The organism is Streptomyces sp. S465 (genome assembly GCF_026898115.1).
Lineage (GTDB): Bacteria > Actinomycetota > Actinomycetes > Streptomycetales > Streptomycetaceae > Streptomyces > Streptomyces luomodiensis.
The window spans coordinates 3979447-4003996 of the sequence record NZ_CP114036.1 but is presented as its reverse complement, the minus strand read 5'-3'; the positions used below and the strand labels follow the sequence as shown (position 1 = coordinate 4003996).

At 69.7% G+C, this 24550-nt stretch carries 22 protein-coding genes and 1 riboswitch; of the genes, 14 read left to right on the top strand and 8 right to left on the bottom strand.

Going from position 1 to position 24550, the window contains the following annotated elements; all coding sequences use genetic code 11:
- Window positions 1-148: 148 nt before the first annotated feature.
- The 5 genes from N6H00_RS16850 to N6H00_RS16830 all read left to right on the top strand — a co-directional run bounded on the left by N6H00_RS16850 (window position 149) and on the right by N6H00_RS16830 (window position 4539).
- Window positions 149-703 (top strand): hypothetical protein, encoded by a 555-nt coding sequence (locus tag N6H00_RS16850; protein ID WP_268972548.1) that lies wholly within the window; start codon window positions 149-151, stop codon window positions 701-703.
- A complete protein-coding gene (locus N6H00_RS16845; protein WP_268972547.1) occupies window positions 700-2268 on the top strand; it encodes a serine/threonine-protein kinase in 1569 nt (522 codons plus the stop codon). The genes N6H00_RS16850 and N6H00_RS16845 overlap by 4 nt, the downstream gene beginning before the upstream one ends.
- A 145-nt stretch (window positions 2269-2413) precedes the next feature.
- The gene (locus N6H00_RS16840; protein WP_268972546.1) at window positions 2414-3031 is read left to right on the top strand and encodes a SurA N-terminal domain-containing protein; all 618 of its coding nucleotides are present in this window, start codon (window positions 2414-2416) and stop codon (window positions 3029-3031) included.
- A gap of 14 nt (window positions 3032-3045) precedes the next feature.
- Window positions 3046-4050, top strand: a complete 1005-nt coding sequence (locus tag N6H00_RS16835; RefSeq protein ID WP_268972544.1) for a nucleoside triphosphate pyrophosphohydrolase — start codon at window positions 3046-3048, stop codon at window positions 4048-4050.
- A 69-nt stretch (window positions 4051-4119) separates the two neighbouring features.
- Complete coding sequence (locus tag N6H00_RS16830; RefSeq protein WP_268972543.1) at window positions 4120-4539, top strand: DUF6479 family protein; 420 nt, start codon at window positions 4120-4122, stop codon at window positions 4537-4539.
- Between the two features lie 27 nt (window positions 4540-4566).
- Here N6H00_RS16830 and N6H00_RS16825 read toward each other — a convergent pair whose 3' ends face one another.
- From N6H00_RS16825 to N6H00_RS16795, 7 genes are all read right to left on the bottom strand, one after another.
- Window positions 4567-5322: an enoyl-CoA hydratase/isomerase family protein gene (locus tag N6H00_RS16825; protein ID WP_268972542.1), complete on the bottom strand. Its 756-nt coding sequence runs from the start codon at window positions 5320-5322 to the stop codon at window positions 4567-4569.
- A 24-nt stretch (window positions 5323-5346) separates the two neighbouring features.
- A complete protein-coding gene (locus N6H00_RS16820; RefSeq protein ID WP_329618536.1) occupies window positions 5347-6483 on the bottom strand; it encodes a cytochrome P450 in 1137 nt (378 codons plus the stop codon).
- A 275-nt stretch (window positions 6484-6758) separates the two neighbouring features.
- Window positions 6759-8111: a cytochrome P450 gene (locus N6H00_RS16815; protein ID WP_268972541.1), complete on the bottom strand. Its 1353-nt coding sequence runs from the start codon at window positions 8109-8111 to the stop codon at window positions 6759-6761.
- A 9-nt stretch (window positions 8112-8120) separates the two neighbouring features.
- Entirely contained in the window at window positions 8121-8711 is a 591-nt protein-coding gene (locus N6H00_RS16810) for a GTP-binding protein (RefSeq protein WP_268972540.1), read from the bottom strand.
- Window positions 8686-9057: a DUF742 domain-containing protein gene (locus N6H00_RS16805; protein ID WP_268972539.1), complete on the bottom strand. Its 372-nt coding sequence runs from the start codon at window positions 9055-9057 to the stop codon at window positions 8686-8688. The genes N6H00_RS16810 and N6H00_RS16805 overlap by 26 nt, the downstream gene beginning before the upstream one ends.
- Complete coding sequence (locus N6H00_RS16800) at window positions 9054-9455, bottom strand: roadblock/LC7 domain-containing protein (protein WP_268972538.1); 402 nt, start codon at window positions 9453-9455, stop codon at window positions 9054-9056. The genes N6H00_RS16805 and N6H00_RS16800 overlap by 4 nt, the downstream gene beginning before the upstream one ends.
- Window positions 9452-10594, bottom strand: coding sequence for a sensor histidine kinase (locus N6H00_RS16795; protein ID WP_268972537.1), 1143 nt, complete (start codon window positions 10592-10594; stop codon window positions 9452-9454). The genes N6H00_RS16800 and N6H00_RS16795 overlap by 4 nt, the downstream gene beginning before the upstream one ends.
- A 669-nt stretch (window positions 10595-11263) precedes the next feature.
- Between N6H00_RS16795 and N6H00_RS16790 the strand changes: the two genes are divergently transcribed.
- The 9 genes from N6H00_RS16790 (at window position 11264) to N6H00_RS16750 (ending at window position 21898) form a co-directional block, all read left to right on the top strand.
- On the top strand, window positions 11264-12559 hold the full coding sequence (locus N6H00_RS16790) for a cytochrome P450 family protein (protein WP_268972536.1): 1296 nt from the start codon (window positions 11264-11266) through the stop codon (window positions 12557-12559).
- 146 nt (window positions 12560-12705) lie between these two features.
- Window positions 12706-13716: a transglycosylase family protein gene (locus N6H00_RS16785; protein ID WP_268972535.1), complete on the top strand. Its 1011-nt coding sequence runs from the start codon at window positions 12706-12708 to the stop codon at window positions 13714-13716.
- A gap of 253 nt (window positions 13717-13969) precedes the next feature.
- Window positions 13970-14137, top strand: a riboswitch (cyclic di-AMP (ydaO/yuaA leader).
- 7 nt (window positions 14138-14144) lie between these two features.
- Window positions 14145-14843 (top strand): LysM peptidoglycan-binding domain-containing protein, encoded by a 699-nt coding sequence (locus N6H00_RS16780; RefSeq protein WP_268972534.1) that lies wholly within the window; start codon window positions 14145-14147, stop codon window positions 14841-14843.
- 235 nt (window positions 14844-15078) lie between these two features.
- Window positions 15079-16359 (top strand): phosphopyruvate hydratase, encoded by a 1281-nt coding sequence (gene eno / locus N6H00_RS16775; protein ID WP_268972533.1) that lies wholly within the window; start codon window positions 15079-15081, stop codon window positions 16357-16359.
- Between the two features lie 107 nt (window positions 16360-16466).
- Window positions 16467-16949 carry an FtsB family cell division protein gene (locus tag N6H00_RS16770; RefSeq protein WP_268972532.1) on the top strand — a complete coding sequence of 161 codons (483 nt, stop codon included), beginning with the start codon at window positions 16467-16469 and terminating at the stop codon, window positions 16947-16949.
- Between the two features lie 70 nt (window positions 16950-17019).
- Window positions 17020-17619 (top strand): DUF501 domain-containing protein, encoded by a 600-nt coding sequence (locus N6H00_RS16765; RefSeq protein WP_268972531.1) that lies wholly within the window; start codon window positions 17020-17022, stop codon window positions 17617-17619.
- A complete protein-coding gene (locus N6H00_RS16760) occupies window positions 17616-18575 on the top strand; it encodes a Ppx/GppA phosphatase family protein (protein ID WP_268972530.1) in 960 nt (319 codons plus the stop codon). The genes N6H00_RS16765 and N6H00_RS16760 overlap by 4 nt, the downstream gene beginning before the upstream one ends.
- A gap of 395 nt (window positions 18576-18970) precedes the next feature.
- Complete coding sequence (locus tag N6H00_RS16755; protein WP_268972529.1) at window positions 18971-20347, top strand: NAD(P)/FAD-dependent oxidoreductase; 1377 nt, start codon at window positions 18971-18973, stop codon at window positions 20345-20347.
- Window positions 20348-20566: 219 nt separating this feature from the next.
- Complete coding sequence (locus N6H00_RS16750) at window positions 20567-21898, top strand: SAM-dependent methyltransferase (protein WP_268972528.1); 1332 nt, start codon at window positions 20567-20569, stop codon at window positions 21896-21898.
- A 65-nt stretch (window positions 21899-21963) separates the two neighbouring features.
- On the opposite strand, the gene N6H00_RS16745 is transcribed toward N6H00_RS16750, so the two are convergent.
- Window positions 21964-24507, bottom strand: coding sequence for an ABC transporter permease (locus tag N6H00_RS16745; RefSeq protein ID WP_268972527.1), 2544 nt, complete (start codon window positions 24505-24507; stop codon window positions 21964-21966).
- Window positions 24508-24550 lie beyond the last annotated feature (43 nt).

Here is a 24550-nt window from a genome sequence, read left to right as displayed (position 1 = left end):
CCACGACCAATCGCGTCAGAGATCGGTACAACCCGGGCTCGGTCCGCCGTGTCCATGTATACGCTCAAAAGGCGTCAGCATCCCGTATCGCCTCTCAGCGTCAGCACTCCCTCGTATGCCTTGGCATCAGGCCCTTCCAGGAGCAGTAATGCACGGCCATCTCCCCGCGCCGCCGCAGCCCCGCCCCGCCACCACCGCGCTGGTGGTCCTCCTGCGGGTGGTCCTGGTGACCGTGACCGTGCTGAGCCTGGGCATCCTGTCCTGGACCGCGATGCTGCGGATCGCCATTCTGCGCCGTCGGCCGCTCGACTGGGTGCTGTTCTGGGTCAGCTGCGCGCTGGTCATGGCGGCCCTGGTGCAGCTCGGCACCGGGCCGGACGACGAGCCGGGCACGCTCGGGTACATCTGTCTGGCAGTGCTGTTCTGCCTGGCCGCCGGGGTCAGCGCGCACTATCTGATCGCTGACATCCGGCACCACCGCATGGCCCGGGGGCCCGTCGCCGGGCCGCCTCCGCCCCCCTTCCCGGCGCCCGGTCACGCGCCCGCACCGCCGCCGTACGGCTTCGTCCCGCGGCAGCCCCAGCCCCCGGCGTACTCTCAGCCGCAACAGCCGCAACAGCCACCCCGGCCCCAGCGCATCGACCGCGTCCGGGCCGAACTCGATGAGCTGAGCGACTACCTCCGCAAGGAGCAGGGCCGGTGAACGGACGCGTCATCGCCGACCGCTATGAGCTGGCCACCCTCCTCGGCCAGGGCGGTATGGGCCAGGTGTGGACCGCGTACGACCGCAGACTGGACCGCCGGGTCGCCGTCAAGCTGCTGCGCGCCGACCGGATGGCGGGCCCCGGTTCCGACGGCGGCGGGGCGGACGCCGTGGACGAGTTGCGCCGCCGCTTCGTCCGGGAGTGCCGCGTCACCGCGCAGGTCGACCACCGCGGTCTGGTCACCGTGCACGACGCGGGCAGTGACGATGAGGACCTCTACCTCGTCATGAGCCATGTCGAGGGCGCCGATCTCGCCGACCACCTCGCCGAGCACGACCCCTACCCGTGGCCCTGGGCGGTCTGCGTCGCCGCCCAGCTGTGCGCGGTGCTCTCCGCCGTGCACGCGGTGCCGATCGTCCACCGCGACCTCAAACCGCGGAACGTGATGGTCCGCCCCGATGGCGCGGTGACCGTCCTCGACCTCGGCGTCGCCGCCGTCCTGGACGCCGACACCACCCGTCTCACCCACACCGGGTCGCCCATCGGCAGCCCCGCCTATATGGCGCCCGAACAGGCCATGGGCGGCACCGTCGGTCCGTACACCGATCTGTACGCGCTGGGCGTGCTGCTGCATGAACTCCTCGTCGGCAGCGTGCCCTTCGCCGGTTCCACCGCCCTCGGCGTCCTCCACCGCCATCTCTACGAGCCCCCGGTCCCGGTGCGGCGGATCCGCCCCGAGGTGCCAGAGGCGCTGGAGGCGGTGGTGCTGCGGCTGCTCGCCAAGGACCCGCAGGCCCGGCCCGCCGATGCCCAGGAGGTCTACCGGGCGCTGGCACCGCTGCTGCCCCGGCCGGACCACGGCACCGGCCCGGCCACCGGGCCGATGGACCCCACGCGCCCCTTCACGCGCCCGCACGCGCCCTGGCCGGACCGCCCGGAGCGCCCCGGGTTCGCCTCCGCCGTTCCCGTCCCGCCGCCGCGTCCCGCGGACGCGGCCGGGCGGCCGGATCTCGCCGCGGCCGTGGAGGAGGTCAAGCGCCTGCTCGACCAGGGCCGGATCACCCAGGCCGTGGACATCCTCGGGGCCGTCCTCCCGGCGGCCGCCGCCGAGCACGGCGAGCGCTCCGCCGTCGTACGGTCGTTGCGCAGGCAGTACGCCGCGACGCTGATGGACGACGGGCAGTACCGCCGCGCCTTGCCCGAACTGCGCCGGCTGGCCGAGGAGTACGCCGCCGAGGCGGGACCGCAGGCCCCGCGCCAGTCGCTGCAGTTCCGCTACGAGGCCGCCCAGTGCCTGGAGCAGCTGGGCGAATCGGCCGCGGCGCTCCATGAATACCGCGGTCTGCTGCCCTACTTCGAGCAGTACGCCGCCGCCGACCCCGCCCAGCCCCTGGACGTCCGCCGCCGCATCGGCCATCTGCTGCTGTCCCTGGGCGACCGCCCGGCCGCCCATGACACCCTCGTCCGCCTCCTGCATGACGCGGAGCGGCTGCACGGACCGCACCACCCCTTCCCCGAGGAGGTCCGGCGGACGCTGGAGTGGCTGGGCCAGGTGCGCGGCTGAGATGGGCCGAGGGCCGATCCGGGCGGCGGCTGACCAAGACCGCGGTGAATCGTTGTCCAAGCAGTGGCCTAGGCCGCGCCGACTCCATACCATCGATCAACGCCAGATCGTTTGTCGCGCCGCACGATCTCTGCCGGGAGGCTCAATGATCCGCCGCCGTACTGCGCTCACCGTCTCCGCCGCGTCCGCCCTCCTCCTCTCCGCCCCCGTGCTCACCGCGTGCGGCGACGCCCCGCGGCCGGGCGCCGCGGCCGTCCTGGACGGCGGCCGGATCACCGTGTCCCAGCTCCAGGCGCAGGTCAAGGACGTCCGGGAGGCGCAGCGGAACGACCCGAGGGCGGCTCAGACGATCGCGGGCAGCGGCCGGCTGAGCCAGGACACACTGATCCGGATGATCCAGTTCCGGGTGATCGAGCGGGCCGGCGAGGACCACGGGATCAACCCCACCCGCCGTGAGGTGCAGCGCGCCCGCGCCGCCGCCGAGGCGCAGAGCGGCGGGGCCGCCGCCCTGCGCGCCCTGTACCTCCAGCAGGGCATCGCCCCCGGCCAGATCGACGAGGCCGTCCGGATGGACCTCACGCGCAACGCCCTGCTGCGCAAGCTCGGCACCGCCAAGGTCAACGAGGTGTTCACCCGCACCTCCAAGGCCCTCGACATCCGCGTGAACCCCCGCTACGGAAAGTGGGACAACACCCAGGGCACCGCCGTCCTCGCCAAGGAGGCCTGGCTGCGCACCTCCGGCGACACCCCGGAGCAGGCGTAGGTTACGTTGCAAGGGTGACCGCAGCCGACTCGTCCGTCCCCGCCGCCGACGCCGCCCCCACCGGGCGCATCGTCCTCCTCACCACCAGCCACCGGGTGGCACCGGGGCTGCTGTCCTGGGCCGCCTGGCAGGCGCTGCGCGGCGCCGACCGGGTGCTGTCCGGCGATCCGGACCATCCGCAGCTGCCGTATCTGCGGGAGGCGGGCGTCGAGGTGGCGCCGGGCTCCCCGGCCGCCCGCGAACTGGTCGACTACTGCCTGGCCGAGGGCGGCCGTACGGCCGTGGTGATCACCTCCGCCGAGGGCGAGTCCGAGCTGACCGACGGACTGGCGCGGCTGGCCGGCTCGGGCCGGGAGGCGATGCCGGACCTGGAGCTGCTGCCCGGTTCCTACGATCTGCCGGGCGCGCGGCTGCTCGATCTGGTGCAGGTCATGGACCGGATCCGGGCCGAGTGCCCGTGGAGCGGCACCCGGACCAACGAGGAGCTGGTCAAGTACGGCATCGAGGAGGCGTACGAACTCGTCGAGGCCATCGAGGAGGGCGACCGTGAGGCGCTGCTCGAAGAGCTCGGCGATGTGCTGCTCCAGGTCGTCTTCCACGCCCGGATCGCCCAGGACGACCCCGAGCACCCGTTCTCGATCGACGATGTGGCGGGCGGCATCGTGGACAAGCTGATCCACCGCCATCCGCACATTTTCGGCGACGAGTCCGCGGAGACCCCCGAGGACGTCAAGCGGCACTGGCTGCGTACCAAGGCGGTCGAGAAGCAGCGCGCCTCGGTCACCGAAGGGGTGCCGCTCGGTCAGCCCGCGCTCGCGCTGACCGCCAAGCTCGCCTCCCGCGCCCGGACGGCCGGGCTCGACGTGGTCCTGCCGGGTGGCGCGGGCATCGGCTACGAGCTGCTGGCGCTCGCGGTGCGCGCCGAGGCGGACGGCGTGGACCCGGAGGCGGCGCTGCGCGCGGCGGCCCGCACCTACCGGGACGCGATACGGGCGGCGGAGGGCTCCGCGCCGGAGTGAGGCGCGGGGCGTGATGTGACGTGCGCGGGGCCGGAGTGATATCCGGGCGGGTCCGGGTACCCGGCCGTCATGGATACGTACACCGAGGATCTCGCCGTGACCCGGGACCTGCTGGTCGGGACGGGTCCGTTCGTCGTCGGCCTGGTGGTCGTCATCCTGTGCTTCGGGGCCGTGTGGTGGGGGATACGGCTACGGGCCCGCGAACCGGTCCCGCCGCAGCGACCGCAGCGCCGCGCCGGTGCCTGGCAGAAGGCCCAGGAGGCCGATCACGAGGCGCGGGCGGCGGGCCATGGCCCGGGGCACCAGGACGAGGAGGACCGGGTGGGCTACGTCACCCAGAACCGCGAGCCGGATGAGCTGGACCGGGACGCCGGCCGTCGGCTCCCGTACCAGCTGGGCGGCTCCGGGACCAGGGACTCGGGCAAGGGCGGCAGCGAGGGCCGGCCGACCTGGACCGAGGGCAGCAGCGGCTCGTTCGGTAACGGCTGAGCGCGGGGCATGATCAGCGGGGGAACCTTACTGCCGACGACCGGCCGCGACCACGGCCGTCAGCAACTCGGCGTCCAGCAGGGTCGTGTCGCCGAGCCGGGAGGCGGCCGAGTAGGAGTTCAGCAGCGCCTTGGTGGCGCGGAGGGCGGTGGCGGAGCGCCGTATCACGGGTCGGGACCACTCTGCGATCGCGTCGTCCAGCCCGGCCTCGGGAACGACCCGGTGGAGGATGGAAAGCTGCTCGGCACGGACGGCGTCGAAGCTGTTCCCGGTCAGAATCAGTTCCCGGATCCGGGCGGCGCCCGCCTCGTGCAGCAGCCGCGGCAGCGAACCGCCCCAGGCGGCAGGCAGGCCCAGGGCGAGTTCGGGCAGTCGGAAACGGCTGTCGGACGCGCCGATGCGCAGATCGCAGAAGAGGGCGAGGGCCAGACCCGCACCCATGACCTGTCCGTGCAGCCGGGCGATGGTGACGGCGGTGGTGGTGGCGAGCGCGTCGAGTACTCTGTGTGCCTTGCCGCCTATGGTCCGCAGACCCGATCCGGTGGGGTCCTCGGCGAGCTGTCCGGTGAATTCCCCGCGGTCTCCGCCCAGGCAGAAATCGGGCCCGGCACCGGAGAGCACGACCACGCGGATGTCCGGCCGATCGTGTACTTCCTCCAGCACCGCAAGGAGATCGTCGAGGATTTCCTCGCTGATGGCGTTGCCGGTTTCCGGACTGTTGAGTTCCACGTGCAGTTCCGGTCCGTCGCCGGAAACGTGCAGAGTTTTGAAGTCCCTCGCCATGTTCGTTCTCTCCCTCGGCGCCTTTCAGCGCTCGGTCACATACAGCGCGGTGAGCCGCCGGAAGGCGACCCGCGGCTCCCATACCGGCGGAACGCTGACCCGAAGGGTGGGAAAACGCCTGATGAGGGACGTCAGCAGAACCGTGGCCTCCAAACGGGCCAGGGCCGCTCCGATGCAGTAATGGATTCCACCGCCGAAAGCGAGATGACTTTCGGTGCGCTGGATGTCGAACGTTTCGGGGGCGGGGTGGTGGGCCGGGTCGTGGTTGGCGGCCGCGAGCATCACGTGCACCACCTCGTCCCTCGATATGTGAAAGCCGCCGAGAACGGTGTCCTCGGTGGCGACGCGGGTGGTCAGATGTATCGGCGGGTCGTAGCGGAGCACTTCCTCGACGGCCCGCGGCACCTGCTCCGGGTGGGACCGCAGCCAGGACAGGACCCCGGGGTGCTGATCGAGCACCCACACCATGTTGGAGAGCAGGGTCGAGGTGGTCTCCAACGAGGCGATGACGATGAACATCACCAGGTGGAAGAGGATCTCATCGGCGACGGCGCGGTCCGGCTCGATCTCGTCCCAGACGCGGATCCAGCCGGACAGGACATCGTCCCCGGGGGTCCGGCGGCGCTCCGAGATGAGCGGGGTGAAGTACGTGCGCAGGCCCTCGGCGGCCTCGTTCGCCTGGGCGAGCTGGCTTTTGGAGGGCAGGAGTTCCTGGGCGAGGCCCTGACCGTGGGTCAGTGCCTTGAGGAGGTCGTGATCGGATTCCGGGAGACGCAGCCAGTGGCTGATTGTCGCCGCTGGCATTTCCTCGCCGACCGTGGTAGCGAAATCTACTTCCTTGGCGGTGCGCAGCTGCTCCGCCAGTCGGTCCAGCAGTGTCTCGGCGATACGTGTGACCGGCCCCCGCAGAGCGTCAAGGGTGGCATTATCGAATACATTCCCCAGGGTCCGCCGCTGCATGGTGTGCACCGGCGGATTCAGTCCCTGAAGAGATTGGCTGAGCATGATTGAGGCGGGCGCGTCCCAGCGGGTTCCGCCACCTTGTCGCGCCCGCCATTCGGCGTCGAAGGTGGCCCATTTCCTACTGCGCAGCACATGGTCGCAGAGCTCATGTGAGAGAAGTAGATAACCGCCCCAGGGCGCGGGTACGACATCTCCCATCGCCCTGAGTTTCGCATAGATGGAGTAGGGGTTCGATTGTCCTCGCGATGAGCGCAGACGGGACATGAGTGAAACCACGGAACGTCGGTCGACAGTGGTGTCGGCAGCGACAAATCCCACAATGACTCCTTCAAGTCCACAACACCCCGGACCGCTTTATCTTATTTCGCGTGAATTACCGAGAGTGATGTATGGATCACACGAATCCGCGGTTGGTTCTACCCCTGCGCTTGAACGTTCATTCATACTGAAATAAGTTCGAATTGTGGACAACGTCACACCCTCCACCATGACAGGAAGGAGCTCCACCAGCCGCTCTTCTCCGGCTTTCCGTGGGATCGGCTCTGCGGGGTGACCGGAGGAGTCTGCCGCGGTCCGGGCGGGGCCGCGGCGGTCCGCCGGGGCTGCACCGGGGCAAAACGGGCGGGCAGCGCGGCAAGCGCTCGGTGGAACGGGCCCGGACGCCAGGTCAGGCTGTCCACCGGCACCGCCAGCTCGATGTCGGGGAGCTGGTTGAGCAGCTTCTCGATGGCCGTCACCGCGATGAGCTGACCGGAGTCCTTGGCCGGGCAGGCGTGCGGTCCCGCGCTCCACGCGAGATGGGCCCGCTTGCTCAGGACCTGGCGGGACGAGGAGAGTTTCGGATCGGTATTTGCCGCCGCGAAGCTGATGAGAACCAAATCGCCGGCGTCGAGGTGCGCGTTGCCGAATTCCATGTCCTGCACCGGATAGTGCGGGGCATAGTTGGCCATCGGCGCCTGGTTCCACAGGGCGTCGTCGATGGCGTCCTCGACCAGCAGCCCACCGCCCGAATACCGCTCGTCGGACAGCAGTAGGTAGAGCCCGTTGGCGATGAGGTTCCGCTGCGGTTCCGTACCCGCCGAGATGAGCATGACGAGCTGATGAACCATCTCCTCGTCGCTCAGTTTGGCGCTGTGCTGCATCAGCCGGGTGGTGACGTCGTCGCCCGGCTGGCGCCGCTTGAGCGCGACGAGTTCGATGAGGCCCTGTGTCAGCTCCTCGTTGGCCTTTTCCGCGTCGACCCCGCCGTCGAAAATCCCGGAGGTGCCGAAGACCAGTCGGTCACCGATTTCCGGCGGACAGCCCAGAAGCTCGTTGAAGACCAGCAGCGGCAGCATCTTGGCGTAGTCGTTCAGCAGATCCACGGTGCCGCGGGCGCTGAATTGGGCGATGAGATAGGAGGCGACCTGCTCCACATGGCGGCTCAGCCAGTGCGGGTCCACCCCGGCCAGACTCTCCGTCACCGCCTGGCGCAGTCGCATATGCTCCGCACCGTCGGTGAACAGACAGTTCGGGCGATATCCCAGCATGGGCACAACCGGACTGCTCTGCGGCACTTTGCCCTCGTTGAAATCCCGCCAACGACGGGCATCCTTCGCGAAGGAGTCCGGGTTCTGGAGCACCTGGAGGGCCGCCGAGTAGTCCGTGACGAGCATGGCGTTCACGCCGGGGGACAGCTCGACCGGCGCGATCGGCCCGTACGATCGCAGATGCGCGTAGAACGCGTACGGATCGGCCGCGAACTCGGGCCCGTGCAGCGGCACCCGCTCACCGCCGCGGTGGGCTGGGCAACCCGGTGGCGGGGCCGGGAAGTCCGATTGGGTCATGACGTGCTCCTAGCGGGTACGTTCCTGTAGGTAACGGACAAGCGTCATCAAGGCGTTGGCCGACGACTTCTCGTCACGTGCGTCACAGGTGACGATGGGAGTATCGGGCAGCAGATCGAGCGCCTCGCGCAATTCCTCGTCGGGGCGGACCGGCGTACCGTCGAAGTGGTTGACGGAAATCGCGTAGGGAAGCCCGTAGTGCTCCACCAGGTCGATCACCGGGAAGGATTCCTTGAGCCGTTCGGGATCGACGAGGATCAGTGCCCCGAGGGCGCCTCGGGTCATGTCCTCCCACACCTGGACGAAGCGCTCCTGTCCGGGTGTGCCGAAGAGGTACAGGACGAGTCTGTCGCTCAGCGTGAGACGGCCGAAGTCCATGGCCACCGTGGTGGTGGTCTTGCCCCGGGTGCCCATGAGGTCGTCGACATGGGCACCGGCCTGCGTCATCCGCTCCTCGGTGCGCAGCGGCGGAATCTCCGACATGGTGCCGATGAACGTCGTCTTTCCCACCGCGAAATGCCCCACGACCAGGATCTTGGCCGCGATCTGCACCGCTTCGTTGAGATAGACGTCGTCATCCGAAACGGGCCTGGAGCCCATCCAGCACCTCCTGAAGGAGCGAAACATCGACAAGCTGTGCGGGCGGCGCGGGCGCGCGGGTGACGAGGTAGCCGTCCGCCGAGAGGTCGGACAGCAGCACCTTCACGATGCCGATCGGAAGCCCCATATGACCCGCGATCTCGGCAACCGAGAGATAACCACCCGAGCACAGCTCAAGGAGCCTGCGCTTCTCCGGGTCGAGATGACTGGGTTGTCTCTGTTCGGACGTGGTGACCAGTGTGATCAGGTTGAACTGGTCATTCTCCGGAAGCCCTCGACCGTTGGTAATGACGTACGGTCGCACTAATCCAGCGGACTCGGGCTCTTGCTCGCCTGGTGCTGTCATGCCTGAATACCGGTGTTTTCGCGAGGCGGTGTGGTCAGCGCCTTGCCGAGCTGCCCGACAAGCTGCTGCATCCGGAAGGTGATGTCGGCCATGTCGACATCCGGGGCGGAGGAGACCGCCAGGTACGCGCCCTCACCGGCGGAGATGAGGAAGACCCAGCCACCGTCGAACTCGACCAGGGTCTGGCGCCACGTCATATTGGGGCCACCGCAGAAGCCGGCCATGGTGCGGCTCAGCGACTGGATGCCGCTCATCGCCGCGGCCACGGTGTCGGCCTCGTCCTTCGCGACCTGTTGAGAACGGGCCATCAGCAGACCGTCGGCGGAAACCAGGATCGCATGACGAGCCCCTGGCACTTCCAGGGCGCTCTCAAGCATCCATGACAGGTCGTTGTTCACTGAGGATCATGCCCTTCCCTGTTCGGGTTTGCTGCTGAGCGTCCGGACTGAGTGCCGCGCTGGAAGGCGCCCATGATAGAAGCGGTTTGCTCGCTCGTCCGGGCCGGGGCACTGGTGGAATCCGCCGTGGGAACGATGGAAATCGAGCCCTTGCGGCGACGCTTGGGCAGGCCCCCGGCGGTGGAGCCGCTCACAGTGGAGGCGCCCATGGGGCCGCTCACCTGCGGCTGCTCGGCCGCGGCGGGAATGTAAGTCGTTGGCTGCTCTGCCGGCTCGGGCATATTGGTCAGAAGGTCCTCGGGAAGAAGTACGACCGCGCGTACACCACCGTAGGGAGAGGCCGAATCGACGGACACCGTGAAGCCGTAGCGCGCGGCCAGTACACCGATCACCGCGAAACCGAACTGCGGCGGATTGCCGAGTCCTGTCACACCGGTGGCGTGCGTGGCCGAGAGCAGCTTGTCCGCCCGGTTCTTCTCCTCCTCGTTCATGCCGACGCCGGCGTCGTCGATGATGACGCAGACGCCCTTGGGCACGGTGCGGATGGTGATGTCGATGGGCGAGTCGGGCGCGGAGTAACTGGTCGCGTTGTCCAGCAGCTCGGCCAGCGCCAGTGCGACCGGTTCCACGACCCGGCTGACCAGGGCGAAGTTGCTCTGCGAGCGGATTTCCACCCGGGTGTAGTGACGGATGCGGCCCTTGGCGCTGCGCACCACGTCGTACACCGAGGCGACGGCCCGCTGACGGCCCAGCCAGCCGTCACAGAGAACCGCGATGGACTGCGCACGGCGTCCGAACTGCGAGTTCATGTGGTCGATCTCCAGGAGGTCCTGGAGGAGCTGGTGCTCGCCGTATTTTTCCTGGGTCTTGGAGATGGCCAGCTGCTGCTCGTTGGCGAGACCCTGGAGCGTACGCATGGCGGACTTCAGCGCGCTCTTGGTGGCTTCCTCGGCCCGGTTATGAGCCTCCTGCACCGCCTCGGCGTAGTTGTTCTCGAGGTCGGTCGTGCGTTTCTCGAGCTCCGCCTTCTCCTGGCGCAGAGTCGCTTGCGCCTTTCGCCCGCGAATAATGGCGGTGGCGGCGAGAGGCGTGCCAGCGATCAGGGCCCAGAGTGCTGGATCCTGTAGATATTGCGTCATTAAGACTCTCTTTAAACGACTAGACCGCCAGGGACTTTAGGGAGGTGTGGTGCATTGTCAAACTGGAAGGTGTCTGAGAGGCGGTAAGTCAGCAACCGTACGGCGTCCGCGGGTTTCGGGGACATCGCACTCGTCTTGCCGACGGCAGCGCGCAGGCGTCGGTGCGTCGCCGGAACGACTCCGTATGCCCGACTGGCGGCATAATGCTCCTCAGAGTGGGGATCCTCTCGGCTGTTGTGCCGGATCGCCGTGTTTTTTACGCGCCCTTGGCTCGCCTGGCAAGCGCGGTGATCGTATCACCGGCGACAGGGGGCCCCGTGCATGTGCCCCAGTCCCATTCATCCACCTGACGCCGTTTCAGCCACACCGCCTGTTCGCCGCGTTGGCCGACGTCAGAGCGTGTTCCGGGGTCTTCTGGCGGGGCGGTGCGGGCGTTCGCCGGGCGATGGCCACAGCCATCAGATATCCGGGCATTCGCCTCGACCTGTGGATGAACTGTGAAGGATGTGTGGAGATGAAGGGGTAATTCCGCTCAGCGCTCAACCTGTCGACGGCGGCCGCGTTCCCTTTATCCCCGTTGTTTCTTTTATTCCTCTTTTTTCCGTTGTTCCGTTATTTCGGATAACGGGGTATATCGGAGAGGTGAGTCTCGGCCGGTATCGTCGGGGGGTGTCGGAACAGCCCCGTGACAGCTCCGCTCCCACCCTCTTCACCTGGGAGTTCGCCACCGATCCCTACCCCGCCTACGCCTGGCTACGCGAGCACGCCCCGGTTCGCCGGACCACGCTGCCCAGCGGTGTCGAGGCGTGGCTGGTGACCCGCTACGCCGATGCCAGGAAGGCACTGGCCGATCCCCGGCTCTCGAAGAACCCCCAGCGGCACAGCGCGGCGGCCCACGCCAAGGGCAAGGTGGGCATTCCCGGCGAACAGCGCGCGGAGCTGATGACACATCTGCTCAATATCGACCCCCCTGACCACACCCGGCTCCGGCGGCTGGTGTCGAAGGCCTTCACCCCGCGCCGGGTAGCCGCGTTCGCCCCCCGGGTGCGGACTCTCACCGACCAGCTCATCGACGCCTTCGAGGAGAGGGGAGAGGCGGACCTCATCCATGAGTTCGCCTTCCCCCTCCCTATCTATGCGATCTGCGATCTGCTCGGGGTGCCGCGCGAGGACCAGGACGACTTCCGCGACTGGGCCGGCACGATGATCCGGCACGGCGGGGGCCCGCGCGGTGGGGTGGCCCGCGCCGTGAAGCGGATCCGGGCGTATCTCGCCGAGCTGATCCACCGCAAGCGGCTGGAGCTCGCGGAGCGGCAGGAAGAAGGAGAGCGGAGAGAAGAAGGGGACGGGGAGGATCTGATCTCCGGTCTGATCCGGGCCGGCGACCACGGTGAGCACCTCACCGAGAACGAGGCCGCGGCCATGGCCTTCATCCTTCTGTTCGCCGGTTTCGAGACCACCGTCAACCTCATCGGCAACGGCGTCTACGCACTGCTGCGCCACCCCGAGCAGCGCGCCCTCATGCAGCGGGCCCTGACAGAAGGGGACGAGCGGCTGCTGGCCGCCGGGGTCGAGGAGCTGCTGCGCTACGACGGGCCGGTGGAGATCGCCACCTGGCGGTTCGCCACCGAGCCGCTCACCCTCGGGGGGCAGCGCATCGCCGAGGGGGAGCCGGTGCTGGTGGTGCTCGCCGCCGCCGACCGGGACCCCGAGCGGTTCGAGGCGCCCGACGTCCTCGACCTCACCCGCCGCGACAACCAGCACCTGGGCTACGGCCATGGCATCCATTACTGTCTGGGCGCCCCGCTGGCCCGGCTGGAGGCCCAGACCGCGATCGGCACCCTGCTGCGGCGGCTGCCCGGACTGCGGCTCGCGGCGGACCCGGAGGACCTGCGGTGGCGCGGCGGGCTCATCATGCGCGGGCTGCGCACCCTGCCAGTGACCTGGAACTCCGGGGCCCAGTGAGGTCGGCAAGACCCGTACGGCCCGGCAAAGGTGACGAAAGGTCGGCCGTGTGACCGCGGCGTGACCTGGGATACATCGCCTTGTGATGATCGTGTGCCGTCGCTATGTTCACCGGCAACCGATTCGCCACAGGAGAGGTCAATCGCATGCGTTCCGGTAATGGTCGACACCGTCGCCCCCGTCAGGCTCCGGCCATCGTCGTCGCGGCGGGGGTCACGGGCGCGGGCATCGCCATGCCCCTCTTCGGGGCGGCCGGCGCGCAGGCCGCCGACGCCGACACCTGGGACCGGGTCGCCGAATGCGAGAGCGGCGGCATGTGGAGCGCCAACGAGGGCGACGGCTTCTACGGCGGACTGCGGCTGACCCTCGACCTGTGGAAGAAGTACGGCGGCACGGAGTACGCCCCGCGCCCCGACCTGGCCTCCCGCTCCCAGCAGATATCCGTCGCCGAATCGATCCTCGGCGACCGCGGGCCCGCCGCCTGGCCGAACTGTTCGCTGGGTACCGGACTCACCGGCAGTGCCGACGCCCCCGATGTGAACCCCGGCCGCACGGCCACCCCGGAGACGGATCCGGAGGCGGACCCGGCCCCGGGGGCGGGCCGGTCCGACGGCTCCGGGGGGTCGGACGCGTCCGGGGCGGCCGAGCGGCCGGACACGTCCGACGCCTCGCGGTCCCCCGGTGGACTGGACGGCTCGGCGTCGGACGGCTCCGCTTCGGGCGGTTCCGAGGAGTCCTCGAAGGAGCCTGCGGGCGAGTCCTCGAAGAAGCCGGGAGACGAGCCCGCGGACGAACCCTCGGACGAGCCCGCGGACAAGGGCTCGAAGGGGTCCGCGGGGGACTCCTCCGCCGACCCCGCGCCCACCGGCCGCCATCGTGGCGCCCAGGACGCCGGGGAGCGGGCCGGTGACGGCGGTTCGGGGGACGCGCGGCCCTCCGGGCGCCACGCCTCCCGCGATGGCGCGGACCGCACCCAGGACCCCATGGGCGACGCTTACACCGTTCGACCCGGTGACAACCTGTCAGGGATCGCCGAGGACCAGAACCTCAGCCGTGGTTGGCAAGGGCTCTACGAAGACAACGAGGACCTCATCGGCATCGACCCCGACCTGATCCTTCCTGGTCAGCGCCTTGACCTCACCATCAGGGAGCAGTGATTCGGGGTGAATTGCCCGATCTGGTTCCGGTGAGACATACATCTCGTCACATTTTCCGGGCCGCACCGCGTGTCCGATCCCTCCCCACCCGGCCCACCTGCACTGATGTGGGCCGGGTGAGATCAATTACAGCCCCATTCACTGCGATTGGGGTGTTTGAACCTTCTCCGGAGGTGTGTTTACCGTCTTCCCGCTCGCCACCGCGGGCACCGTCGATCGTCACGCCGAATCCTGCCGGCGGTCGGGGGGAACCGACGCGTCAGCGCCGAAGGCAGGAGCGGGGGACCCAAGGTAGGTGCCGAGTGGCCTGTGGACACGGGCTCGTCGGCTAGGGGTGAAGCCGGACGCGACCATCGCGACCGGCCGGGCAACTCACGTCCGAACCCGACAGCTCACCTCGTAGGCGTCGGTGAGGAAACGAACCAACGATGCTCAAGTCCAACGGGAAGCACCGCCGCCCCTCCAAGGCCACCCGTATCGCCGCGCTCACCGGTCTGGCCGGCGCCGCCGTGGCGGCACCGCTCATCGGGGCCACCTCCGCCTCCGCGGCCACCACCTCTCAGTGGGACGAGGTCGCGCAGTGCGAGTCCGGTGGTAACTGGTCGATCAACACCGGCAACGGCTACTACGGCGGTCTGCAGTTCTCGAGCTCCACCTGGGCCGCCTACGGCGGTACCGCGTTCGCCCCCACCGCGGACAAGGCCAGCAAGGGCCAGCAGATACAGATCGCCGAGAAGGTCCTCGGCAGCCAGGGCAAGGGTGCCTGGCCGGTCTGCGGCAAGGGCCTGACCGCCGGCGGCAGCCCGTCCGCACCCTCGGCGCCCGCCGCGCCTTCGACGTCTTCCGGTGCGCAGGGCGGAACCTCCACTAAGTCGGCCCCGGCCGCCAAGCCCGCCCAGCCGAAGGCGCAGCCCCGTACCGCGTCCCAGCACGCCGCGCGTCAGCAGGCGCGCGGTCCGATCAAGAAGGGTGACGGCGAGTACAAGGTCAAGTCCGGCGACACCCTCGGCAAGATCGCCGAGGCGCACCATGTCAAGGGTGGCTGGAAGAAGCTCTTCCAGCTGAACAAGGACATCGTCGAGAAGGCCGACCTGATCTACCCGGGTCAGCGGCTGCACCTCAGCTGAGCAGCCGCCTGAGGGCCGGCTGAGAACGGGCCCCGGCCGGGCGTGCCGCCCCATGGCGCGCCCGGCCGGGGCTCACGCATAGCGGGCCACCCATTCCAGAGAAATCTGGATATTCAATCCTGAATCTGGCTTTTTGTGTCACGTCCCGTCTCGTGGGACGGGCGAACGCGGGGCGCAGCCCTCCCGGCCCGTTAGGCTCGTGCTGCTACCGCAGACCCATACGAAGGAGAACCTCGTGCCGTCCATCGACGTCGTCGTAGCTCGCGAGATCCTCGACTCGCGAGGCAACCCCACGGTCGAGGTCGAGGTCGGCCTCGACGACGGCAGCACCGGCCGTGCCGCCGTTCCGTCCGGCGCCTCCACCGGCGCCTTCGAGGCCCTCGAGCTCCGTGACGGCGACAAGAACCGTTACAACGGCAAGGGCGTGGAGAAGGCCGTCCTCGCCGTCATCGAGCAGATCGGCCCCGAGCTGGTCGGCTACGACGCCACCGAGCAGCGCCTGATCGACCAGGCGATGTTCGACCTGGACGCCACCCCGGACAAGTCCTCGCTCGGCGCCAACGCCATCCTCGGCGTCTCCCTGGCCGTCGCGCACGCCGCCTCCGAGGCGTCCGACCTCCCGCTCTTCCGTTACCTCGGCGGCCCGAACGCCCATCTGCTGCCGGTCCCGATGATGAACATCCTCAACGGCGGGTCGCACGCCGACTCCAACGTGGACATCCAGGAGTTCATGATCGCTCCGATCGGCGCGGAGTCCTTCTCCGAGGCCCTGCGCTGGGGCGCCGAGGTCTACCACACGCTGAAGTCCGTGCTGAAGGAGCGGGGCCTGTCCACCGGCCTCGGCGACGAGGGCGGTTTCGCGCCGAACCTCGGCTCCAACCGTGAGGCCCTCGACCTGATCGTCGAGGCCATCAAGAAGGCCGGCTACCAGCCGGGCCAGGACATCGCGCTCGCGCTCGACGTCGCCGCCTCCGAGTTCTACAAGGACGGCGCGTACCAGTTCGAGGGCCAGTCCCGGACCGCCGCCGAGATGACCTCGTACTACGCCGAGCTGGTCGCGGCGTACCCGCTGGTCTCCATCGAGGACCCGCTGAACGAGGAGGACTGGGACGGCTGGAAGACCATCACCGAGCAGCTCGGCGACAAGGTCCAGCTGGTCGGCGACGACCTCTTCGTCACCAACCCGGAGCGGCTGTCCCGCGGTATCGAGAACGACACCGCGAACGCGCTGCTGGTCAAGGTCAACCAGATCGGCTCGCTGACCGAGACCCTGGACGCGGTCGAGCTGGCCCAGCGCAACGGCTACAAGTGCATGATGTCGCACCGCTCCGGTGAGACCGAGGACGTCACCATCGCCGACCTGGCCGTCGCCACCAACTGCGGCCAGATCAAGACCGGCGCCCCGGCCCGCTCCGAGCGGGTGGCCAAGTACAACCAGCTGCTGCGCATCGAGGAGATCCTCGACGACGCCGCGGTGTACGCGGGCCGCTCGGCCTTCCCGCGCTTCAAGGGCTGACCCTTCCCTCCGGGGAGCGGACCCGTCTGACGCATGTCCCCGGCCGCGGTCCCGTACCGTGGCCGGGGACGGCGTTACGCAAGCGAAGTCATCACCGGGGAGGCGACGTGCCGGCGGATCGGGAACGGTTCTCCACCGCGACCAGGCTCAAGGCGCTCGGCGAGCACGCCGCCGCCCGGGTCTACCGCGTGCGGACCAAGCGCCGCCGGGGCCGGCTGACCGGCCGCGCGGCGCTGCTCGCGCTGGTCGTCTGCTCCCTCGTCGTGGCGCTCGCCTATCCGATGCGGCAGTACATCTCCCAGCGCTCGGACATCGCCGAGCAGCGGCGCGAGGCCCAGCGGGCCCGCGAGGACGTCAAGAAGCTGCGGGAGCAGAAGGCCCGGCTGCGCGACCCCGCCTACACCGAGCAGCAGGCCCGGGAACGGCTGCACTTCCTCAAGCCGGGGGAGACCGGCTTCAGCGTGGCGGACGGCAGCGGCTCCGCCGAGCACTCCATCGACCAGGGCGCGGCCGACCGCCCGTGGTACACCAACCTCTGGGACGCCGTGGACGCGGCGGACACGCCGGGGGCGGGCAGCGCGCGCCGCTGAGGCGCCGCGCTCCGGCCGTCGGTGACACCCCGGTGACGAACCGACACGAAGAAGAAGAACTTTCCCACTCATGGATACGCCCCCGCCCCAGACGGAGCCCACCGCGCCCACCGACGCGGACGTCCGCGCCGTACGGGAGCAGCTGAACCGCGTGCCCCGGGGCCTGCGTGCGATCGCGCACCGCTGCCCCTGCGGCCATCCGGACGTCGTGGAGACCGCCCCGCGGCTCGAGGACGGTACGCCCTTCCCGACCCTCTACTACCTGACCTGTCCGCGCGCCGCGTCCGCGATCGGCACGCTGGAGGCCGGGGGCGTGATGAAGGAGATGACCGCCCGGCTGGCCACCGATCCCGACCTCGCCGCCGCCTACCGCGCCGCCCACGAGGACTACATCGCGCGCCGCGACGCCATCGAGGTGCTCCAGGGCTTCCCCAGCGCGGGCGGGATGCCGGACCGGGTGAAATGCCTGCACGTCCTGGTCGCCCACGCCCTCGCGGCCGGCCCCGGCGTCAATCCGCTCGGGGACGAGGCCCTCGCGATGCTGCCGGAGTGGTGGCGCAAGGGCCCGTGCGTCGCCCCGTGCGGTGCGGATCAGCACGGGGACGAGAACAGGGACGAGACCGGCGAGACCGGCGAGACCGGCGTGACCGGCGAGGAGAAGAGCGCATGACCCGTGTCGCCGCCGTGGACTGCGGCACCAACTCGATCCGGCTGCTGGTGGCCGACGCCGATCCGGCCACCGGGGAGCTGAACCAGCTCGACCGCCGGATGAAGATCGTCCGGCTGGGGCAGGGCGTGGACCGCACCGGCCGGCTCGCCCCCGAGGCCCTGGAGCGCACCTTCGCCGCCTGCCGCGAGTACGCGTCGGTCATCCGTGAGCTGGGCGCCGAGCGCGTCCGCTTCGTCGCCACCTCCGCCTCCCGCGACGCCGAGAACCGCGAGGAGTTCGTCCGCGGGGTGGTGGCGATCCTGGGCGTCGAGCCCGAGGTGATCACCGGGGACCAGGAGGCGGAGTTCTCCTTCACCGGGGCCACCAAGGAGCTCATGGGGCATGATCATGTGGCGGGGCCGTATCTGGTGGTGGACATCGGCGGCGGCTCGACGGAGTTCGTCGAGGGCGGCGAGGGGGTGCGGGCGGCGCGCAGTGTGGACATCGGCTGCGTCCGGCTGACCGAGCGTCACCTGGTGGTGGACGGCCGGATCACCGACCCCCCGACGGAGGCTCAGATCGGCGCGATACGGCGCGATGTGGCGGAGGCGCTGGACCTGGCCGAGCGGACCGTGCCGCTCAGCCGGGTCTGCCGTCCCGCGGACGGCCACGCTCTGGTCGGACTGGCCGGCTCGGTCACCACCGTGGCCGGGATCGCGCTGGGCCTGAAGGAGTACGACTCCGCCGCGATCCATCACTCCCGGATCACCGTGGACCAGGTCCGCGAGATCACCGAAAGGCTGCTCGGCTCCACCCACGCCGAGCGGTCGGAGATTCCGGTGATGCACCCGGGGCGGGTCGATGTGATCGGTGCGGGGGCGCTCATCCTGCTTTCGATCATGGAACGGACCGGTGCCGAGGAGGTCGTGGTCAGCGAACATGACATCCTCGACGGCATCGCCTGGAGCATCGCCTGAGCGGGCCAGATAACGTATGAGCGGCCGCGGAACCCCCTTCGAGGGCCTTCCGCGAGCCGCCTCGAAGAAAGTTCGTGAAACTCTTCACATGAAAAAGACGCCTGGTAGCCGCCCGATGCGGCCGTCCGGGGCGGTTTCCGTGGTCGGACCCGGCCGCTGACCGGATCGTGAGCTGTCCGGGTGGTGTCGCGCGGCCCCGCGCGGACCCCGTGGTCTACTCCCGCGTTCAACGGCAAGCCCTGATCAGGGGGGCTGTCAACGTCGTGATCCGCTCGGTGGTTCCCCTCCGCCGGTATGGCGTCCGTCACGAGGGCGGCGGAGTGTAGCAGATGCCTTCACCATGCTTGTGAAGGGGCTCACGAGGTGCCCCCCAGGGGGTGCTGGATACTCGAAACATGAGCACCACGGAGCGTCCCAGGATCCTCGTTGTAGGCGGTGGGTACGTAGGCCTGTACGCGGCGCGCCGCATCCTCAAGAAGATGCGGTACGGCGAGGCGACCGTCACGGTCGTCGACCCCCGCTCGTACATGACGTACCAGCCCTTCCTCCCCGAAGCTGCGGCCGGCAGCATCTCCCCGCGCCACGTCGTGGTTCCGCTGCGGCGCGTGCTCCCCAAGGCGGAGGTCCTCACCGGCCGCGTGTCGACCATCGACCAGGACCGCAAGGTCGCCGTCATCCAGCCGCTCGTCGGCGAGACGTACGAGCTGCCCTTCGACTACCTGGTCGTCGCGCTCGGCGCGGTCTCCCGCACCTTCCCGATCCCCGGTCTCGCGGAGAACGGCATCGGTATGAAGGGCATAGAGGAGGCCATCGGCCTGCGCAACCACGTCCTCGAGCAGCTCGACAAGGCCGATTCCACGACGGACGAGGAGATCCGCCGCAAGGCGCTCACCTTCGTCTTCGTCGGCGGTGGCTTCGCCGGCGCGGAGACCATCGGCGAGGTCGAGGACATGGCCCGCGACGCGGCCAAGTACTACCCGAACGTGAAGCGCGAGGACATGCGCTTCATCCTCGTCGACGCCGCCGACAAGATCCTCCCCGAGGTCGGCCCGAAGCTCGGCCAGTGGGGTCTGGAGCACCTCAAGAAGCGCGGTGTCGAGGTCTACCTCCAGACCTCCATGGACTCCTGCGTCGACGGCCACGTCGTCCTCAAGAACGGACTCGAGGTCGACTCCAACACCATCGTGTGGACCGCCGGCGTCAAGCCCAACCCGGCGCTGGCCCGGTTCGGCCTCCCGCTCGGCCCGCGCGGCCACGTGGACACCGCCCCGACCCTCCAGGTCCAGGGCAGTGACTACATCTGGGCCGCCGGTGACAACGCCCAGGTCCCGGACCTCGCCGTCGGCGAGGGCGCCTGGTGCCCGCCGAACGCCCAGCACGCGCTGCGTCAGGCCAAGGTCCTCGGTGACAACGTCGTCTCCGGTATGCGGGGCTTCCCGCAGAAGGAGTACAAGCACGCCAACAAGGGCGCCGTCGCGGGCCTGGGCCTGCACAAGGGCGTCGCGATGATCGTCTTCGGCAAGATGAAGATCAAGCTGAAGGGGCGCCTCGCCTGGTACATGCACCGTGGCTACCACGGCATGGCCATGCCGACCTTCAACCGCAAGATCCGGGTGCTCGCCGACTGGACGCTGGGGATGTTCCTCAAGCGCGAGGTCGTCTCGCTCGGCGCCATCGAGAACCCCCGCGAGGAGTTCTACGAGGCCGCCTCCCCGGTCAGCGCCGCCGCCGCTGCCAAGCCGGCCCCGGCCGAGAAGGCCAAGGCGTCCTGACCTCAAGGGCCGGACCAGCACGAGGGGACCGGCCCAGCACGACCGACGCCGAGGGCGTCCGCCATCCGTGGGGCGGACGCCCTTACGCATGCCCTCCGCCGATCCGGCTTTTTGACGCTGTTTTGCCGTATCCAAACGTGTCGGCGGGACTGTACGGCGGGTTCCATGGTGTTTACGTGGTGAGTGAATCTTCTTGACTCGCCATCACGGAGGTGCGACATGGCCGACGCCGCTGGGCGGATCGTCACCCTGGCCGAGGAGGTGCTGGGAGCCCCCCTCCCGATCCGTATCCGGGCCTGGGACCACAGCGAGACCGGCCCGCCCGGCGCTCCCACCCTGGTGGTCCGGCGGCGCCGGGCGCTGCGCCGGCTGCTGTGGCGGCCGGGCGAGCTGGGGCTGGCCCGCGCCTGGGTCGCCGGAGACATCGATGTCGAGGGCGATCTGTACGACGCCCTGGACCGGCTGGCCGGACTGATCTGGGAGCGCGACCCCGCCGGCCAGCCGCGGTCCCGGCTCCGCACCGCTCTCCAGGCGCTGCGCGACCCCGCGCTGCGCACCGCCGCCCGGGAGCTGCTCGCGCTCGCCGGGCCGGGACTGCCCCCGCCGCCGCCCCGCGAGGAGGCCCGGACCTCCCACGGCCCGCTGCACACCCTGCGCCGCGACAAAAAGGCCATCAGCCACCACTACGACGTCGGCAACGACTTCTACGAGCTGGTGCTCGGCCCGTCGATGGTCTACTCCTGCGCCTACTGGGACAGCGCCGACGGCACGCTCGAGGAGGCCCAGCGGGCCAAGCTCGACCTGGTCTGCCGCAAGCTCGCCCTGCGGCCCGGCCAGCGGCTGCTGGACGTGGGGTGCGGCTGGGGCTCGATGGTGCTGCACGCGGCGCGCGAGTACGGGGTGAGCGCCGTCGGCGTCACGCTCTCCGAGGAGCAGGCGGCGTACGCCCGTAAGCGCGTCGCGGACGCCGGGCTCACCGGCCAGGTGGAGATCCGGGTCCAGGACTACCGCGAGGTCCCGGACGGCCCCTACGACGCCATCTCCTCGATCGGCATGGCCGAGCACGTGGGCGCCGTGCGCTACGCGGAGTACACCGCGATCCTGCACCGGCTGCTCAGGCCCGGCGGGCGGCTGCTGAACCACCAGATCGCCCGGCGCCCCCAGCCGGACGAGGAGGCGTACCAGGTGGACGAGTTCATCGACCGCTACGTCTTCCCCGACGGTGAACTCGCGCCGGTTGGCCGGACCGTCACCCAGCTGGAGGAGGCGGGCTTCGAGGTGCGCGACGTGGAGGCGATCCGCGAGCACTACGCGCTCACGCTGCGCGGCTGGGTCGCCAACCTGGAGCGGTCCTGGGCGCAGGCCGTGCGGCTGACCTCCCCGGGGCGGGCCCGGGTCTGGCGGCTCTACATGGCCGCCTCCGCCCTCTCCTTCGAACGCAACCGGATCGGGGTCAACCAGATCCTCGCCGTCCGCACCCCCGAGAGCGGCGCCTCGGGGCTTCCGCTGCGCACCCGCGACTGGCGCGGCCGAGCGGCTGAGAGCGGCTGAAACACGGACGTCCCCGCCCGCCCCGGAGAGGGGCGGACGGGGACGCTCCCCGGTCCGGGGTGCCGCTACTCGGCCTTGATGGCGGCCAGCATGTTGAGCTTGGCGGCCCGCCGGGCCGGCCACAGCGCCGCGATCACGCCCACGAAGGCGGCCATCACCAGGAACAGGCCCATCCGGCCCCACGGCAGCACCAGCTCGTAGGTCGGCAGGGCGTTGGCGACCAGCTCACCGACCGCCCAGCCGAAGAAGACGCCGAGGCTGAGGCCGAGCACACCGCCGAAGAGCGAGATGACCAGCGACTCCAGCCGCACCATCCGCTTGACGCCGCGCCGGTCCAGGCCGATCGCCCGCAGCATGCCGATCTCCTGGGACCGTTCGAAGACCGACATCGCCAGGGTGTTGATGACGCCGAGCACCGCGACGATCACGGCCATGGCGAGCAGCCCGTAGAGCATGTTCAGCATCAGGGTGAAGACCTGGGCGATCCCGTCGGAGATGTCCTTCTTGTCCTGCACCTTGATCGCCGGGTTGTCGCCGAGACTCTTCTCCAGCAGGTCCTTGTTGGCCTGCGTCGCGCCGCCCTTGGTCCGCAGCATCACCTGGAAGTCGGCGACGGTGGACATGTGCGGGGTGACCGTGGCGTAGTCGACCATGACACCGCGGATCATCTGGTTGCCCTCGTACACACCGCCCACGGTCAGCCGGCCGGCGCTGCCGTCCTCGTAGGTCACCGGGACGGTGGAGCCGAGCTTCCAGTGGTGCCTGTCGGCGGTCTTGCTGTCGATGACGACCTTGGTGCCACCGAGCGCGGAGAACGAGCCCTCGGTGAAGTCCACGTTGACCAGGTCCTTGATGGCCCCCGGGTCGACACCGGTCAGGGAGTCGGAGTCGCCGCCGACCCGGGCCGCGGAGGCGCGCAGCGGGCTGATCGTGGTGACCTCGGGCAGCTTGCCCAGGTTCCTGGCCACCTCGGGCGACAGCGGCCGCGAGCCGTCGGCGCCGCCCATGCTGACGACGAAGTCGGACTTCAGGCCGTCGGCGGCCATCTTGTTGATGCCCTGCTGGAGGCTGCCCGCGATCACCGTCATGCCGGTGATCAGGGTGAGGCCGATCATCAGCGCGGAGGCGGTGGCGGCGGTACGGCGCGGGTTGCGCACCGCGTTCTGCCGGGCGAGCTTGCCGGACATCCCGAACAGTCGCAGCACCGGGGCCGAGGCCGCGATCAGCGGCCGGGACAGCAGCGGGGTGAGGACGAAGACGCCGATCACCAGGACGACCGCGCCGAAGCCCATCGGGCCCTTGCCGTCGCCACCCATGCCCGCACCGGCCAGTACCAGCGCGGCACCGCCCGCGGCGAGGATCGCGCCGATGGTGTTGCGGACCACCAGACCGCGGGTGGTCGGCGTGGCGTGCACGCTGTTCATCGCGGCGACCGGCGGAATCTTGGCGGCGCGGCGGCCCGGCAGCCAGGCGGAGAGCACGGTCACCACGACGCCCACGAGCAACGAGACCAGCACGGTGGTCGGCTGGACGACCAGCGGGCCGTCCGGGACGACCGCCCCGGTGGAGTTGAGCAGCGAGCGCAGCCCGGCGCCGATGCCGATACCGGCGGCCAGGCCCACCACGGCCGCGACGGCGCCCACGACGGTGGCCTCGATCAGCACCGAGCGGGTCACCTGACGGCGGGTCGCGCCCACCGCGCGCAGCAGGGCGAGCTCCTTGGTGCGCTGGGCGACCAGCATGGAGAAGGTGTTGGCGATGATGAAGATGCCGACGAACAGCGCGATCCCGGCGAACACCAGCAGCGCGGTCTGCATGTTGCTCATCTGCTGCTTGATCGCCTCGGCCTGGTCATCGGCGAGCTTCTGACCGGTGGCGGACTTGGCCTGCGCGGGCAGGATCTTGTCGACCGCGGACTTCAGCTCGGCCTGCGAGGTCCCCGCGGCGGCCTTCACATCGATCTCGTCGTACTGTCCGGGCTTGGCGAACAGCTTCTGGGCGGTGGCGGTGTCGAACAGCGCCAGGGTGCCGCCGGCCGTCACATTGCCGTCGTCGGTGGTGAAGACGCCGACGATCTTCTCGGTGCGCACCGGGCCGTCGACCGACACCCGGATGGAGTCCCCGGCCTTGTAGTGGCCGCGCTCGGCGGACTTGGAGTCGAGCGCGACCTCCCCCGCGTTCTGGGGGGCGCGGCCCTCGGTCAGCGTGTACCGGGAGTCCTTGCCGTCGGCTCCCGGGTAGTAGTTGCCGCCGAGGTTGGAGAAGCCGTTGCCGAGCAGGTCGCCGTCCTTGTCGGACAGGGCGGCGTAGCCGGTCACCACACCGTGGACACCGGCGGCGCCGGGCACCTCGGCCGCCTTGTCGAGCACCTGCTGGCTCAGCCGGGGCGGTGCACCGGGGTTGGCCGAGTCGTCCTGGTCCCCGTCGGGGGTGATGGCGACGTCGACGCCCTCGAATCCCTTCTCGGAGCTCTTCTGATAGGCGTCGGAGATGGTGTTGGTGAAAACCAGGGTGCCGGAGACGAAGGCCACGCCGAGCATGACGGCGAGCACGGTCATCAGCAGCCGGGCCTTGTGCGCGAGCACGTTGCGCAAGGCGGTACGGAGCATGGGGTGTCAGTCCTGAAGGGTGGGGAGGGGAGGTGCGAGGCGG

Coding starts and splice junctions, on each gene's coding strand:
- N6H00_RS16785 (WP_268972535.1), top strand. CDS start 12,706: ATGCGTTCCGGTAATGGTCGACACCGTCGCCCCCGTCAGGCTCCGGCC.
- N6H00_RS16755 (WP_268972529.1), top strand. CDS start 18,971: ATGAGCACCACGGAGCGTCCCAGGATCCTCGTTGTAGGCGGTGGGTAC.
- N6H00_RS16795 (WP_268972537.1), bottom strand. CDS start 10,594: ATGACGCAATATCTACAGGATCCAGCACTCTGGGCCCTGATCGCTGGC.
- N6H00_RS16805 (WP_268972539.1), bottom strand. CDS start 9,057: ATGACAGCACCAGGCGAGCAAGAGCCCGAGTCCGCTGGATTAGTGCGA.
- N6H00_RS16810 (WP_268972540.1), bottom strand. CDS start 8,711: ATGGGCTCCAGGCCCGTTTCGGATGACGACGTCTATCTCAACGAAGCG.
- N6H00_RS16750 (WP_268972528.1), top strand. CDS start 20,567: ATGGCCGACGCCGCTGGGCGGATCGTCACCCTGGCCGAGGAGGTGCTG.
- N6H00_RS16825 (WP_268972542.1), bottom strand. CDS start 5,322: ATGGCGAGGGACTTCAAAACTCTGCACGTTTCCGGCGACGGACCGGAA.
- N6H00_RS16840 (WP_268972546.1), top strand. CDS start 2,414: ATGATCCGCCGCCGTACTGCGCTCACCGTCTCCGCCGCGTCCGCCCTC.
- N6H00_RS16745 (WP_268972527.1), bottom strand. CDS start 24,507: ATGCTCCGTACCGCCTTGCGCAACGTGCTCGCGCACAAGGCCCGGCTG.
- N6H00_RS16850 (WP_268972548.1), top strand. CDS start 149: ATGCACGGCCATCTCCCCGCGCCGCCGCAGCCCCGCCCCGCCACCACC.
- N6H00_RS16830 (WP_268972543.1), top strand. CDS start 4,120: ATGGATACGTACACCGAGGATCTCGCCGTGACCCGGGACCTGCTGGTC.
- N6H00_RS16815 (WP_268972541.1), bottom strand. CDS start 8,111: ATGACCCAATCGGACTTCCCGGCCCCGCCACCGGGTTGCCCAGCCCAC.
- N6H00_RS16765 (WP_268972531.1), top strand. CDS start 17,020: ATGGATACGCCCCCGCCCCAGACGGAGCCCACCGCGCCCACCGACGCG.
- N6H00_RS16780 (WP_268972534.1), top strand. CDS start 14,145: ATGCTCAAGTCCAACGGGAAGCACCGCCGCCCCTCCAAGGCCACCCGT.
- N6H00_RS16760 (WP_268972530.1), top strand. CDS start 17,616: ATGACCCGTGTCGCCGCCGTGGACTGCGGCACCAACTCGATCCGGCTG.
- N6H00_RS16820 (WP_329618536.1), bottom strand. CDS start 6,483: ATGGGAGATGTCGTACCCGCGCCCTGGGGCGGTTATCTACTTCTCTCA.